Here is a 15,689-nt window from a genome sequence, read left to right on the forward strand (position 1 = left end):
ACCAGGCGGTGGTGGCACTGTAGCAGGCAACCCAAACATATTCCCGATCGGATTACCGAAATCTAATGAAACTCCTTTGGGAATGCCGATCTCTGTCGATCTGCCTCTTAGTGTGCCTCCCACGGTAAGTTTTTCCCAAGCTACTTACAAAGTCCAGGAAAGTTCCACAGGAGTCGTTCAGGCAGAAATTACTCTCACTCGCACTGGGGATCTAGACAAAATTTCCAGGGCGTACATACAACCTGTTACTGGTGGTTCAGCGACTTTGGGAACAGATTGGAAATTTGCCTCCAGTTACTCTGGTCAAGTCACCTTTAACCCAGGTGAAAATACTAAAACTTTCACAATTGACATCTTGCCGGATAGTCAAGCTGAAGGAACAGAAGAAGTCGCGTTTCGGATTGCTAGTGCGGATAATGCCAATATTGGCACTCAAAGCTCTACCACCTTGCAAATTCTGGATAAAGTTTTCACCAACGAACTCGCCGATCTGAAAATACCTGGTTTTGTCGGCCCTAATGCCTGGGGAGACTACGACAATGACGGCGATTTGGATCTGTTGGTGATGGAAGGAGGTAGTTTACAAAACAACTATTATCAATCTTTTCCCCGATCGCAATACATTCCGAAAGTGTACAGCAACGAAGGCGATCAAGGCTTTAAACCAGTTGATATAGGGCTGCCTCCCGTTTATGGAGGTGTGATTCAGGAAAATGGGAAGAATCATGATGCCAAACCTTCTGCTACGTGGGGAGACAGCGACAATGATGGCGATCTCGATATCTTGCTCATAGGCGTAAGAAAAGAGATAAACTCCTCTGGTACGGAGAGCTATATCCCCACCACAACACTGTGGGCGAACCCAAAGATTGAGAACAATCGACCCCCTAACTCAACCGGGGACACCACTAAATTTGCTCCAGCGGCAAGGCTGCCTGGTATGTTCAACGGTTCTGCTGATTGGGGAGACTACAACAACGATGGCAGAAAGGATCTTGTACTCACAGGCGATACGAGTTCAGGCTACATCGCCAAAGTGTTCCGTAACGAACGCATTGACTTTGGCGGTGGCATTCCCTTTAACTACGGCACTAGCTTTGAGGAGGAGACTGGGGTAAACTTGCCCGGTGTTATTGGCAATGCGGCTTGGGGAGATTACAACAACGATGGCAAACAGGATATCTTGCTGGCAGGCAACACCGGTTTAAAAAACAACAACGGTTTAGCAATTTACGTCGCAAAATTGTATCAAAACACTGGCAATGGCTTTACCGAAGAGAGCAACCCACTTCTGCCAAATCAAATCCCCGGCTACCCTATTGATTACGGTGCATTCGGAGACTCCAACAACGATGGCAAACTAGATATCTTGCTAACAGGTGGAAAGATTGGGTCGTCGCCCTATAGCTTTACCACGGTGCTCGTGAACAGCAGCTATGGGGAGACTAAGTTTGGGGGTGGTCAGATTCCATCAAGGCCTGGTGCTGGTTTCGGTACTTGGGGAGACTACGACAATGATGGCGATTTGGATATCCTGCTGACAGAAAGCGATGAGTCGGGTAAAAGTGTCGCCAATGTTTACAAAAATGAGTCAGGCTATACATCGATCGCGGATTCAGGGCTGCCTAATAATGTTGCCAGCCCTAGTTCTTGGGGAGATTACAACAAAGACGGCAGACTCGATATTGCACTCACGACAAGAGATGATTCATCTTTTCCGGGTGGCAGCTTTGTCAAAGTCTACCGCAGCAACACCCCTGATGCGAACACCCGACCCTCTGCACCTCAACCTCAATTTTTACAGTCTCATACTATTTCAGAAGAAGGAGTTGTATTAAGTTGGCGGCCAGCACAGAGTAGTACCTCAATCGACGGTAAAACTCTGGACTCTAAAACTCCTGATCGGGGTTTAAGTTACAACCTGCAAGTTTGGACTACTCGTCCCAATCCCAACGGTGGTGATAAGCCCCCCATTAAAGAGTACATTGTTGGCCCCATGTCCGGTGATGACGGAACTCGGCAAGTAGTGCAGTTGGGGAATGTCAACCAAGCCAAGATCAACCAAAACTATGGGGAGTACAATTGGCTGCTCAAGCCAGATTACTTAATCCCTGGACAAACTTATAACTGGAGTGTACAGGCGATCGACAGTGCTTGGGCGGGTTCACCCTTTGCCCAAGGAGAATTTAAAGCCCCCGATATCAAACCAACCCTCACTATCACTGCTACAGATCCAAATGCGGCGGAAACAATCCCTGCAACCGAAGAACCCAATCCTGGAAAATTCACTATTACCCGTACTGGTGGCAACCTCGCTAAGCCGCTGGATGTCTATTACAAAGTGGATAATCGGCTCGATAATATAACCTACACTCCCATACCTGATACTGCTATACCCGGTATAGATTACCAATTGCTTTCCGAGTCCGGTAATTTCTTGCAATCTAACGAGTCCGGCAACTTTGTCACCATTCCAGCCGGTAAACGCAGTGTCAACATGGTTGTCAAGGTCAACGACGATAACCTGGTAGAAGGCGACGAGAAAGTTTTTATTACCTTACATTCTGACTACTCCCAAAAGGTAGGCGATCCCTCTCGTGCTATTGTGACGATCGCGGACAACGACCCCAATAACCCGCCTGGAGGTACTGTTATTGACGGCTATATCTCCGGTGCCACTGTCTTCCTCGATGCCAACAAAAACGGCATACTCGACACCAACGAACCATCCACCACAACCGATTCAGGCGGTAAATTCAATCTCAACATTCCCTTCGACATTTTCGACACCAACAACAACGGAGAAATCGACCCATCAGAAGGCAATCTAGTAGCCATAGGAGGCATTGACACCGCCACCGGATTACCCCTAGAAACACCAGTCACCGCACCCCCAGATGCGAGTGTAGTCACCCTCTTAACCAGCTTAGTCGCCGACTTAATCGACAAAGGAATTGAACCAGAAGAAGCCCAATCTTTAGTCAAAGCCGGCCTTTCCCTCCCCGCCGATGTTGACCTAACTAGCTTAGACCCTATCTTAGCCACCAACAACAACCAACCAGCGGGCGTCCAAGTCTTATCCGAAATGGTGAAAGTCCAAAACTTCATCACCCAAACTAGCGGTTTGATTGACGGTGCTTCCAGTGCAGCTAACAACGATATTGTCAAAGCTGTTGTCAGTTCAATTACGGCTCAAATTCAATCCGGTACAGTCTTAAACCTGAGTAATCCAGCAGCCTTAGAACCAATCATTCAGCAAACTGCCGCTAAAATCCAGCAAATAGACCCCAGTTTCAACAGTCAACAACTCAGCCAAATTACATCGCAATCCGCGACAGTAATGGCAACAGCCAATCAACGCATTGATGCGGCTGTCTCCAACCCAACAGCAACATCAATTCCTGAATCACTTGCCCGCCTCCAACAAGTAGCCTTGGGCCCAACAACTCAAGACTTCAAATCAGTTGGTGCAGGAAATAAACCTATTTCCCAGGTAGTTGCTGACAATACTGGTACTGCTTTAGATAGCAGAATTGAAGCTGTCATCTTGCCTGTTGGGATTGCCACTCCTGTTGTCAGCGGTGATGCAGATTTGGGCAGCAATTCCCCGAATGCAATTCTCGGTACCAATGGCGACGATATCCTGACTGGCGACAGCGCGAATAATGTGTTGATGGGGATGAGGGGCAATGATTCCCTTGATGGCGGCATTGGAAATGACTCGGTTTTCGGTGGCAAAGGTAGCGATACAATCCTGGGAAGTAGCGGTGATGATGTTTTATTTGGCAATCGCGGTGCTGACATTTTGAATGGCGATGATGGTAATGATATTCTCTACGGAGGTAAGGGAGATGATTTGCTCACGGGCGGTTTAGGAATTGATAGTTTGATAGGAGGAAGGGGAGTAGATAAGTTCTTACTCTCTACCAATTCCGGTACTGATACGATTACTGATTTTGAAGTCGGTAAAGATTTGTTAGTATTGGGTAACGGGTTGAGTTTCTCGCAATTGGCGATTGCTCAAGATAGCGGTGCAACATTAATCCGGTTGGCACAAACAGGGGAGATTTTAGCTTCTCTCAATGGTGTTTCTGCTAGCAGTATTAGTGCGGTCAATTTCGGATTGATTTAAGAGCGATTTCGGGTCAAGCAATTGTTCTAATAGTTCGCTCGATCCCCCCTAGCCCCCCTTAATAAGGGGGGACAAGAGTATTCAAAGTCCCCCTTATTAAGGGGGATTTAGGGGGATCTGGCCTCGGCGGTAAACGAGAGATAAAGAGGGTTTTAGACTTAAGTTGACACCAATGCCCTAAACCGTATTACTTACAAATCAGCACCGCTGATATCGCATTCCTGGTAACTGCGAAACTAATCCCAACAATTCCAACTGCAAAAGTATACTAGAAACTCTTCCCGTTTCTAATCCCGCTGCTTCCACAATTGTATCAAAAGAAATCGGCCCCGATTCGATCGCACTTAACACCTTAGCCAATTCCGGCTCCAACGGCGGCCCTTGCTTCTCAACCGTCGGATTTGGGGGAAATAGCGACAACTGCTCGGCTCTATCCAATTTTGGCATAGCTCCGAGCATTTCCAGCAACCTGTCTTCGCTTAACAGTCGATCGCTACTCGGCAGAATCGGATGAGCACCTTTACTCAGCAACTCCAAACAACCAAAAGAACGCTCATCATCCAATCTTGCCGTCAAAACATACACATCCCGGCAAAAATCATTTGCTTGATAAGCAGTAATTAAAGCCCCAGATTTATGCGGAGCTTCTATCACGATTGTAGCGCGACTTAAGCCAGCAATTATGCGATTTCGGCGCGGAAAATTAGTTCTATTCGGTTGAGTCCCCGCCGGATATTCACTAATTACCAATCCCTGCTGCAAAATGCGATCGCACAACCTCTCATTTTGTTTAGGATATACAATATCTACTCCCGTCCCCACTACTGCGAAAGTCCTTCCTCCCGCCTCCAAACAGCCTGTATGAGCCTCTGTATCAATACCAGCCGCCAATCCCGAAACCACAGTAAAACCGCTTCTAGCCAAAGCCGTACTAATTTTGCGAGTCCACCTTCTGCCGTATTCCGAAGGGCTGCGAGTACCAACCATTGCCACTGTCGGTGTAATTCCTTGATTCTCTTTTACATCAACTAAACCGCGATAATACAACACTGGTGGCGGATTGGGAATTTCCAATAATAAGCGGGGATAATCTGGATCGGCGGGCGTCCAAAAACAGGGATTTTTTATAAGATGTTTTTCGATAAATTCTTGGGGATTGAGTTTAGTGCGTTCTTGCACAATGGTTTCAATTATCTGCTTGCCGAACCCTTCGATTCGCATTAAATCTACTGGTTTTGCCATCCAAGCTTCTGCCAAACTCTTGAAATTTTGGTGCAATCTCTGCAACAAAATCGGTCCGATACCGTTAATTTGCGACCATGCCAACCAGTAAGCGCGTTCTTCTAGCAACGAGTTACCCTCAACTTATCTGAGAATAATTTTATCATCTTCGGTGGAATGAATATAGTAGGGAAACGGCACGGCCCTGTCCTGTATTCCTTGGGTAGGGAAATGGCACTGCCGTGTCCTGTATTTTCACAGATGTCCGGGTAAAGAAATGGCACTGCCGTGTCCTGTATTTCCACAGATTTAAAACTGTTATATATTTTTTTACGAACCGCGAAGGCGCTAATAACGCGAAGAGAATTAAGAGGGAAGTTGACAATTACTGGCTAGGTTTTCCAATCAACGAAACGGGCGTAAATATAAGCAATAATTTCTCCGATCACAGTCCGAAAACCTTCGCTCGATTTCCACCATTCTTGTGGGTTGTAATCTTGCGATTCAGCAGCTATAATCCCGACTTTAATGTCAGGATTCAGGACTTCTTTGAAAACAATCCAACTTCTGCGGGCGTGAGGGCCAAAGGAATAAAGATTAATTGATTCAACTTTTATGGCAGAAGCAGCCAGCCAATCGCGAAGTGCGATCGCCGAAGCAGCAGTGCGGTGTTTGACAACACTCGCTGCTGGTACTGCTACTACTTGGTTTGTATCAAATCCTAGCGCAATAAAAGTCGCGGCAGTTAGTTCGGCATAATTTTTATATTCAGCAAGATAGAAGCCTTTACTTAAAGGAACTCCTGTGGTAATTAATTGGCGGTATTCGCCTTTTTTGAATTCGGCGATCGCACTTTCGATCGCATAATCCGGCAACCAGCCTTCGACAACCAATATATCTGCTTTAATCGGCGCATTTACAGCCAAAAACGGATGGATATTTGTGAGAATTAAGAGCATTAAAATTATCAATCCCGTGCTTGCAATTACCCAACCTTCCCTGGTAATTACCCACATTTCTTGACGACGGATTAGACGAATTCTCATTTTAACTCGATCTAGATGTTTTCAGGTATGGAGGCAGATTCGGCGAGACTGGGGAAGAGGGAAATAGTGGGAAAGTGATAGAATTTCCCAATGCCCCATGCCCCATTCCCAATCCCCCATTCCCAAATTATTGGTGTTTCAGATACTCAAAAACGCTTTTATCCCCAATATCCTGCGACATCGGTTGAAAAAACTTACGTACAGCAAAGATGATAAACAAAGCCGCCCAAACTGCCAGCAAAAATTGTTCATTTTCGGCTGACAAAAATCCAAAAATATGTCCTAAAATTAACAGAGGAACTCCCGGAGTCAAAAACTTAGTTTCGAGGCGATTAAAGCAGAATGCTTCCTTAAAATAAATGCCATTTAAGGCGGCAAAAGTAAAGCCAATTCCCCACAACGTGGCGGGATGTTCGTACACTGCTAAAGCTAGAGGTTGGCTGCTTTGTAGGGCGACAAACAATGCTGCCGCGCCGCCGATCGCCCAAAACGCCTGTAGTGTTCGATGCAGCGCAATCATGTAAATGTGAATAGTTGCCAAGCTGACGCCTAAAGCTATCCAGAAACAAGCAAAAACAGGCGTTACAGCTTGGATTGCCATCGGGTTGTCGCCCTGTTGTAGCACCAGAGTAGTGCCGACCGCAAAACACAGCGCCGCCACCCCCAATCCGGCACGGTAAATCAATACTCCCGTGCGATCATTTTGAGTAATCGTAAATTCGCCGAATTGTCCTTGATAGACTGGCGATTCATCAGGTGATTTCAGTAGTTGCATAATAGCTTCCTCCTATCAGACACGAATGTACTTCTGCCAAGATATACTTTATTGATAAACCGAGCCAGCGAGACCGAGCGATGCCTAAATTTAACAAGCCTAAACTTAACCAGCCTAAAGTTAACAAGTCTAAAGTTAACAAGTCTAAAGTGGACGATCGCCCAAAGCAAAGCCAATCCCTTCCTTCACAATCCGAACTTCCTCCAGTTCAGCTTGATGAAACCATTGTAGCAGGCAGAAGACCGAAACCGGTCAACGACTTTCAGAGCCTGCTGGAGGAATTATCCGAATTGAGAGCGGGGTTCGATCCAGAAATGTTAGCGCATCTCGATAAAAATATGCCATTTAATACCAAGCAATTTGAAACTAAAATCAGTAAGATTTTGGGGTCAAAAAATATTGATTTCAACCTAAAAAATTCACTCAAATATCTAGATTACATCAAGCAAAATATTCAACTCCCCTGCCACGTTACCGGCATAGAAGAGTTTGAATGGGAAGAAGAATATACAATGGGTTCGGGCAGCAAAAAAGAATATGCACGGCTCAAAAAAACTCAACCTTCTTATACTGATAGATTCACAATTAATCAGTTGGAGGATTTGGTGCTTCAGGAAGAAGGCATATTTGTGGAAGTGCAGCGCGTCAGCGATCGCCAAAAGTTTATGTTGCCTTTATCAGAGTTAGAATCAGTTGATGTAATCTCCCGCAACAATCAGTTATTAGATGATTATGCCGTGTGGTTTATCAATTATTAAGGAAGAGTGGGGGATGGGAAGATGGGAAGAGGGGAAGAGGGGGAGAGGGGAAGAGTGGGAGAGTGGGCGATGGGGAGAGTGGGGGATGGGAAAAATCTTCCTTCTTCCTTCTCCCCTCTTCCTTCTTCCGACTTCCATCGGACTGACATCCGTTACATCCGTTACATCCGTCGAGCGAATCCGTTGCCGAACTTCCTTCTTCCTTCTTCCTGACATCCGTTACATCCGTCGAGCGAATCCGTTGCCGAACTTCCTTCTTCCTTCTTCCTTCTTCCTTCTTCCTTCTCCCTTCTTAATTAAATGGAAGCTGGCAAGTGCGAGCGCGAAACCAAAGCCAAAGCTTCAACCAAACTGCGAACAGCCGCAATCATCGCCACTTCGCTATTAAGTTGGCTGACAGCAGAACCAACACCAACACCAGCAGCACCGGCTCCAATAGCGAGGGGTGCGGTGACGCTGGAGATACCGGAAGCGCAGAGTACGGGGACGGATACGGCGCGGGAAATTTCAAAGGCTGCAGCCAAAGTAGGCGCTGCTTTTTCAATTAATCCCAAGGTGCCGGCGTGAATTGGTTGGGCGCTGGTGCCACCTTCGGTTTGGATGATGTTAGCGCCAGCTTTGACTAATTCAATTGCTAACTGCACTTGTTTGTCGAGTGCCAAAATGTGCGGAACTGTCACAGAAAGAGTGATGTTCGCAAATAGCGATCGAGTTTCGCGAGTCAACTGCAAAACTTCCTCAGCTTCAAAGCGGCGGCCTACTGCGTAGAAAGCATCAAAGTTACCAATTTCAATCAAATCAGCGCCAGCTTCTACCGCAGGCACAAACTTTTCCGGTTCCACAGCCGATACACAAATTGGCAAATTTGTCAACTGTTTTGCCATCAAAACCAAATCGCGATCGGCAGCAATATCGACAAAGGAAGCACCGCCGAGATCCGCTGCTTTGACGACAGCAGCAACGTTGGCGGCATCAAAATTATTTAAACCGCTGATAATTTTCAGGGCGCGACCTTGCTCAAATGCGCGCTGCAATTTAGAATTTACACTCATCGTTAGTTTTCCAACTCAAAAAATTTCTTAGACTCATTTTGACACGAATTAGAACAATTTTTGATTTTTAATTCTTAATTTTTAATTACTACGCGGCTGGCGAAATTTGTAAACATCTTTGATAACTTGTGCCCAGCCGTCAGAGAGAGATTCGAGAATCCGAGATCCCTTTTCTTTCGTCGCCGCCGTCGCATCGCCCAACACACCACTTTCAGTCAACTCTCGCGTCAGCCAAGCAAAAGGTAAATTCCCTTCCATACTCAGCAAACTGTCTGTTGGTAAACCCTGCGGGTACTCGCAAACAGCCAGTTCCATTTTCACCTGTTCGGGCAAAATTGACAACATCAAACTCGTTTCTGCATCGCCCGCGTGAATTCCGAACTCCAATTCCTTCGCAGTTAATAATTCAGCAGCCACATTCGGAACGCCCCAAACAAACAGCGGAAAAACAGAAAGATCCTGATATTTTTGATGAATATCCCGCGCCGCAATTTCCATTACCTGTGGCTGTCCGCCGTGACCATTCATTAACACTAATTTTCTAAATCCAGCTTGATAAATACTGTCCGCAATTTCACTGATTACTGCTAAAACAGTCTGAGCACTGAGCATAATTGTACCGGGAAAATGGCAGTGTTCGTTCGACTTGCCATAGTACAAAGGTGGCAAAGCATACGCGGGAATATTTGCCTCTAACTTTGCCAGCGCTTTGCCTGTCACCGCCGCGCTAATTGCCGCATCTACAATTAAAGGCAAATGGGGGCCGTGTTGTTCGATCGCACCTAGCGGCTGAATTATCACCGTGTTTTCCTTATCCAGCATAGACTGAATTTCTGTCCAAGTTAGATAGGGAAAAAAGCGCGATTGTGGAATAAAATTGTGCATATTGTGGCGACAATAGTAAAAGTAAGCAAGGCAATCAATTAACCTGAAAACTAAAAATAAATTCCCTAGATAGCTAGTAGATAAATGATGCTGTCTCTCCGTAGATGCTATAATTTATAGCAGATGCTTTAAGAGGGCGCTGATGTACGCTCGCCAGCTCAGACCGAAAGACATAGATACCACTAATTGATGGAAGCTTGGCCAACCCCACAAACTAATTTAACCGACATTCCGATCGCCGAGGAACTGTCGCGCCGCATTCCTCGATCGCACGATCACAAAGCAGAAAACCGAGCGCTGCAAACGCTTGCCCGACAATTGGCAACCTCACCCCACAGGCTGCTCAAAACACTGGTGGCGATCGCTAAAGATTTGTGCGACGCAGGAAGCGTCGGAGTCTGCTTACTAGAAGAAAATGCCAGTTCCGAACAAATATTTCGGTGGGAGGCATTGGCGGGCGCGTGGGAAGCAGCAGAAGATACAAACACACCCCGCAAATTGCGTTTGTCGGGAACCCCGCTCAATCGCCAAACTCCTCAGCTTTACTTCGCTCCCGAACAATATTTTACCGACTTACAGCAGCTAGAATTGCCGATCGCCGAAGCATTAGTCGTGCCACTGGAAGCAGAAAATCAATCGCTGGGGGCAATATGGATTGTATCTCACGATGCCGATCGGCAATTCGATGCCGAAGACTTGCAGATCGCCATCGCCCTAGCAGACTTTGCCGTTGCCGCCGTACAAATCGATCGCGCCCATCAAACCAAAGAAGCTTTGCGAGAAAGCGAAGAACGCTGGCAGCTAGCCTTGCAGGGCAACAACGACGGCATTTGGGATCAGAACCTGCAAACAAATTGCCAGATTCTGAGCGATCGGTGTTTAGAGATTTTGGAACGTCGGCCCGAAGAAGTCAAAAACTTCAGCCAATATTTGAGCTACATTCATCCCGATGATTTGGAGATGATGCAAAGCAATTGGCAGCAGCACTTAAATCGAGAAACCTCACATTACTGCTGCGAGTACCGCGTTCGCTGTCCCGACGGCCGCTACAAATGGGTTTTAGCCAGAGGGCGAGCAATTTGGGACGAGTCAGGCAATCCCCTGCGGGCTGTGGGTTCCGTGACAGATATCACGGATCGCAAACAAACTGAAATTGCCTTGAAACAAAGCGAAGAACGTTTGAGCGTCGCCATCGAAGGCTCAGGCATGGCAACCTGGGATTTAGACGTGCGAACAAATCGACTAATTTGGTCGGCGACCCATTTCAGCATTTTGGGCTGCGAACCGCTACCGGGTGGCGAAGCAAGCGCGGCTTTGTGGAAAAACTGCGTGCATCCAGACGACTTAAAGCAAGTCCTACAGGCAATAGAAACAGCTCGGCAAACCCGATCGCTCTACTCCCCCGAATACCGCATCATCCGGGCAGACACACGAGAAATCCGCTGGTTGAGCGCGTTCGGCCGCTATCTCTACGACGAGGCAGGCGAAGCAGTGCGGTTTATCGGAGTATTATTTGATGCTACCGATCGCAAAAAGGCCCAACTCGCGCTGCAACAGAGTGAGCAAACCGTGCGCCGTCAACTTGTAGAGATAGAGTCGCTCTACCAAACAACTCCCGTGGGTTTGGCCGTTTTAGACACAGATTTGCGGTTCGTGCGGATCAACCAGCGGTTTGCCCAAATGAACGGCCTGGCCGTCGAAGCGCACATCGGCCGCACCCTGCGCGAAATTGTCCCCGACTGGGCAGACACAGCCGAACCTTTGTTGGGCCACCTTCTAGACACCGGAGAACCGATCCGGAATTTTGAACTCACGGGTAAAACTAGGGCTCAACCTACTGTCGTTCGCACTTGGCTCCAGAATTGGTGGCCGCTCAGAGACAGGGGCGGAGAGATTGTCGGGATTCATATCGTGGTACAGGAAATTACCGCTCGCAAAATGGCCGAACTCGCCTTGCAAGAAAGCTACAACCGTTTCCAATTAGCTACAAGGGCGATCAACGGCATGGTGTTTGAGTGGGATTTGGCAGCAAACTCAGTTTACCGTTCCGAGGGACTGTTCTCGATCGTCGGTGTCAACCCAGAGGATGCACCGGCAACAGCAGAGTGGTGGAGAGAACGCATCCATCCCGTCGATGTGGCACGCATCCAAGCCGGGGGGCAATCAATCTTTAATATTCCGGATCGCTATGAAATCGAGTACCGAGTCCGGCACCAAGACGGGCGCTGGATCGATGTTTCGGAGCGCGGCTGTTTGATCCGCAACCAGCAAGGTGAAGTGACCCAAATAGTCGGCTTCACCAGCGACATTACCCAGCGCAAACAAGCAGAAGCAGCACTGTGCGATCGTGAAACCCACCTGCAGTTGATTCTCGACAGCGCCAAAGACTACGCCATCTTCACCCTCGACATCGGCGGACACATTACCAGTTGGAACGCAGGGGCCCAGAGATTGCTGGGCTATTCCGAAACTGAAATCGTCGGGCAGCACGGACGCATCATCTTTACTCCAGAAGACTCAGCAGCACGAATGCCGGAAGCAGAAATGCACATCGCCCTGACTCAGGGAAAGGCAGAAAACGAGCGCTGGCACCTCCGCAAAGACGGCAGCCGCTTGTGGGGCAGCGGGCTGGTGATGCCCCTGCGCGACGCAGACGGCGAGGTGCAAGGTTTCCTGAAAATTATGCAGGACAAAACCGAGCGCCGGCAAATAGAAGAAGCACTGCGGCACAGCGAAAATCTCTATCGCACCCTCGCCGATGGTGTCCCGGAATTAATGTGGATCAACACCGCCGACGGCAGGTTAGAGTTTTGCAACCAACACTGGAAAAGCTACACCGGGATGATGCCAGAATTGCCGATGCCTGCGCCGGTGCTGCAATTATTTCATCCTGATGATCTGCCAACAGTTGTCGCCACGCGCACTCCTGCGATTGAAGCAGGGGAAGCCTACGAATTCGAGTGTCGGGTACGCAGGTTTGATGGTAATTACCGCTGGCATCTAGCGCGACTTGTGCCCGTCAAAAACAGGGGGGGAAAGGTGGTGCAATGGGCTGGTATCGGCATTGATATTGACGATCGCAAACGAGCCGAAGAAAGCTTAGCAGAAAGCGATCGCCGCTTCCGCTTTCTGGCTGAGTCGCTGCCTCACCTGATTTGGAACGTAAGCTCAGCCAGGGAAATTCGCTTTACCAATAAACAAAGATGGTTGGAATATCTGGGAATGTCTTACGAGGAAGCCGCTCAAAGCAATTGGGAATCGCTAGTCCCGCCCTCGGATTTGGCAGAATCTTGGGCCCGCTGGGAAGAATGTCTAATCAGGGGAGAAGTTTATCAAATGGAGCTGCGCCTGCGGCGGGCAGTAGACAAGATGGAACGCTGGCATTTGTCCCGCGCCGTGCCAATTCGCGACGCAGCCGGCCAGATTGTCGAGTGGATCGGCACAAACACCGATATTCACGATCGCAAACAAGCCCAACTTAACGAGCAGTTTCTCTCTGATCTCGAAGTTCGCTTGCGGCAGCGCTTCAACCCCGCAGAAATGTTGTCGGAAGCGATGAACAGTCTGGGAGAATATTTAAAGGTCGATCGCTGCATCTGGCACGAAATTGATGTAGAAGCCGATCGGGCAATTGTCGAGCAAGACTGGCATCAGTCCGACCTTGCCAGCACCGTCGGCATCTATAAAATCTCAGACTTTAAGATGCCAGAACTTAAAGCTCTCTCTATCGCAGGTCAAACAGTTGTCATCTCAGATATCGCTAATCACCCCCATACAGCGCATTTGGTCGATAACTACGGTGCCGTGTCGGTTCGCGCTTTGGTCGATGTTCCCTGCCTTCAGGAAGGGCGCTGGGTGGCTCTTTTGGTGGTGACATCAAAGGTGGTTCGTCACTGGCGGCCCGATGAAGTTTGGCTGATGCAAGAAGTGGTGGCCCGCCTCTGGACGGTGATCCTGCACGCGCGAGCCCTGCAGGATCTGCACGAAAGCGAGGCTCGGTTCCGCGCTCTAGCTGACAACATCGCTCAGTTGGCCTGGATGACAGATGCCACCGGCTGGATTTTCTGGTACAACCAGCGCTGGTTTGAGTACACTGGCACAACCCTAGAGGAAATGCAGGGCTGGGGCTGGCAGCAGGTGCACGACCCGGAACACCTCGATCGCGTTGTCGCAAAATTTAGGCGCTGCATTGAAATAGGCGAACCCTGGGAAGATACTTTCCCCTTGCGCGGCAAAGACGGATCTTACCGCTGGTTTCTCTCCCGCGCCGTGCCGATTCGCGACGAGCAAGGCAAGGTGCTGCGCTGGTGCGGCACCAACACTGACATTACAGAGCGAAAAGTTGCAGAAGCGGAACGGGAACGCCTTCTAGCGCGGGAAAAGGCAGCCCGGGAAGAAGCAGAACAGGCTAACCGCGTCAAAGACGAATTTTTGGCTGTTTTGTCCCACGAATTGCGGACTCCCTTAAACCCGATTGTGGGCTGGACGAAGCTGCTGCGATCGAACGTTCTGACACCGGAAAAGCAACGTTATGCCTTAGAGACGATCGAGCGCAACGCCAAACTGCAAACCCAGCTTATCGAAGATTTGCTCGACGTGTCGGGGATTCTGCAAGGCAAGGTTAGCTTGAATATTGCACCTGTGGATTTAGCCGGGGTGATCGGCGCTGCTATTGAAACGGTGCGTCTGGCGGCCGAAGTCAAGTCGATTCAAATCAGCACTCAATTTGCACCGCATCTCGGCCCGGTGTTGGGCGATGCGGGCAAACTTCAGCAGGTAGTCTGGAATTTGCTGTCAAATGCCGTCAAGTTCACCCCGCCAGGAGGCAAAATCCAAGTTGTTCTCGATCGGGTGGACAGGAACGCCAAAATTACTGTAACTGATACTGGAAAAGGTATCGAACCTGATTTTCTGCCCTATGTATTCGACTACTTCCGGCAAGCGGACAGCACGATGACGCGCAAGTTTGGCGGATTGGGTTTAGGATTGGCGATCGTCCGCCATCTCGTCGAACTCCACGGCGGCACGGTGAAAGCGGAAAGTGCAGGCGAAGGACAAGGCGCAACCTTGACCGTCTGGATACCCCTGATGCCGGTGCAATCTCAGACAAGTCCTGCGGGAACTGCGTCGCCGGATCAATCCTTCAATTTGAGCGGGCTCAGGGTGTTAGCGGTGGATGATGATGCCGATGCGCGAGATTTGGTGGTTTTTCTGCTTGAGGATTGTGGGGCAAGTGTTACAGCAGTTCCTAACGCCGCCGATGCCTTGGCGGTTTTAACCCAGTCTGTGCCGGATTTGCTGTTGAGCGATATTGGAATGCCCGACACCGACGGTTATATGTTGATGCGAAAGGTTCGGGCTCTGGCGCCCGACCAAGGGGGACGGATTCCGGCGATCGCCCTCACGGCTTATGCTGGAGAAATTGACTATCAGCAGGCCCTGGCTGCGGGGTTCCAGCGGCACATTTGTAAGCCTTTAGACCCCGACAGGTTGGTGCAGGCGATTTGGGAGGTACTCGATCGTTCTGGCGAAAATATTTTTTAAGGTCTTTTTGTGTCTGAAAAGTCTTTATTTAATGAACCGCGAAGACGCAAAGAACGCGAAGGAAGAAGGGAATAAGAAAGGAAGAAGTTAATAATTTCAAGTCCGGTTATATCTGAAATATTGCACCATTGTCAATAATGATTTTATTGACTGGCTAGGAGCAACGGCCCGCAAGAAAATTCACTCTTTGTGGAAGCGGGCGGAAAGCCTGTTCCTGAAAATGGTGCAATAGGTCAGATGTAACCAATTTAATCGTGGTTCGATCGCGCATCATCT

At 48.7% G+C, this 15,689-nt stretch carries 8 protein-coding genes; 3 read left to right on the top strand and 5 right to left on the bottom strand.

Annotated elements, in window-relative coordinates; translation table 11 throughout:
* Positions 1 to 4,132 (top strand): FG-GAP-like repeat-containing protein (locus QUA34_RS02795; protein ID WP_333383947.1); only part of this gene is annotated, 4,132 nt, incomplete at its 5' end.
* Between the two features lie 198 nt (positions 4,133 to 4,330).
* Here the strand turns inward: QUA34_RS02795 and dprA are convergent.
* The 3 genes from dprA to QUA34_RS02810 form a co-directional block, all read right to left on the bottom strand.
* Positions 4,331 to 5,482: a DNA-processing protein DprA gene (gene dprA / locus QUA34_RS02800; protein WP_333084297.1), complete on the bottom strand. Its 1,152-nt coding sequence runs from the start codon at positions 5,480 to 5,482 to the stop codon at positions 4,331 to 4,333.
* 263 nt (positions 5,483 to 5,745) lie between these two features.
* Entirely contained in the window at positions 5,746 to 6,399 is a 654-nt protein-coding gene (locus QUA34_RS02805; RefSeq protein ID WP_333383950.1) for a YdcF family protein, read from the bottom strand.
* 127 nt (positions 6,400 to 6,526) lie between these two features.
* Positions 6,527 to 7,174: a DUF2301 domain-containing membrane protein gene (locus QUA34_RS02810; protein ID WP_333383953.1), complete on the bottom strand. Its 648-nt coding sequence runs from the start codon at positions 7,172 to 7,174 to the stop codon at positions 6,527 to 6,529.
* An 80-nt stretch (positions 7,175 to 7,254) separates the two neighbouring features.
* Here QUA34_RS02810 and QUA34_RS02815 point away from each other — a divergent pair, with 80 nt between their 5' ends.
* The gene (locus QUA34_RS02815) at positions 7,255 to 7,932 is read left to right on the top strand and encodes a calcium-binding protein (RefSeq protein WP_333383955.1); all 678 of its coding nucleotides are present in this window, start codon (positions 7,255 to 7,257) and stop codon (positions 7,930 to 7,932) included.
* 296 nt (positions 7,933 to 8,228) lie between these two features.
* Here the strand turns inward: QUA34_RS02815 and QUA34_RS02820 are convergent, their stop codons facing one another.
* Together QUA34_RS02820 and QUA34_RS02825 are read right to left on the bottom strand one after the other, a co-directional pair.
* Entirely contained in the window at positions 8,229 to 8,984 is a 756-nt protein-coding gene (locus tag QUA34_RS02820) for a DUF561 domain-containing protein (protein ID WP_333330136.1), read from the bottom strand.
* A gap of 81 nt (positions 8,985 to 9,065) precedes the next feature.
* Complete coding sequence (locus QUA34_RS02825) at positions 9,066 to 9,869, bottom strand: creatininase family protein (RefSeq protein WP_333383966.1); 804 nt, start codon at positions 9,867 to 9,869, stop codon at positions 9,066 to 9,068.
* A 189-nt stretch (positions 9,870 to 10,058) separates the two neighbouring features.
* Between QUA34_RS02825 and QUA34_RS02830 the strand changes: the two genes are divergently transcribed.
* Positions 10,059 to 15,413 (top strand): PAS domain S-box protein, encoded by a 5,355-nt coding sequence (locus QUA34_RS02830; RefSeq protein WP_333383968.1) that lies wholly within the window; start codon positions 10,059 to 10,061, stop codon positions 15,411 to 15,413.
* Positions 15,414 to 15,689: the final 276 nt, after the last annotated feature.

Origin of the sequence: Microcoleus sp. POL10_C6, from assembly GCF_036701585.1 — a bacterium.
Classification (GTDB): Bacteria; Cyanobacteriota; Cyanobacteriia; order Cyanobacteriales; family Microcoleaceae; genus Microcoleus.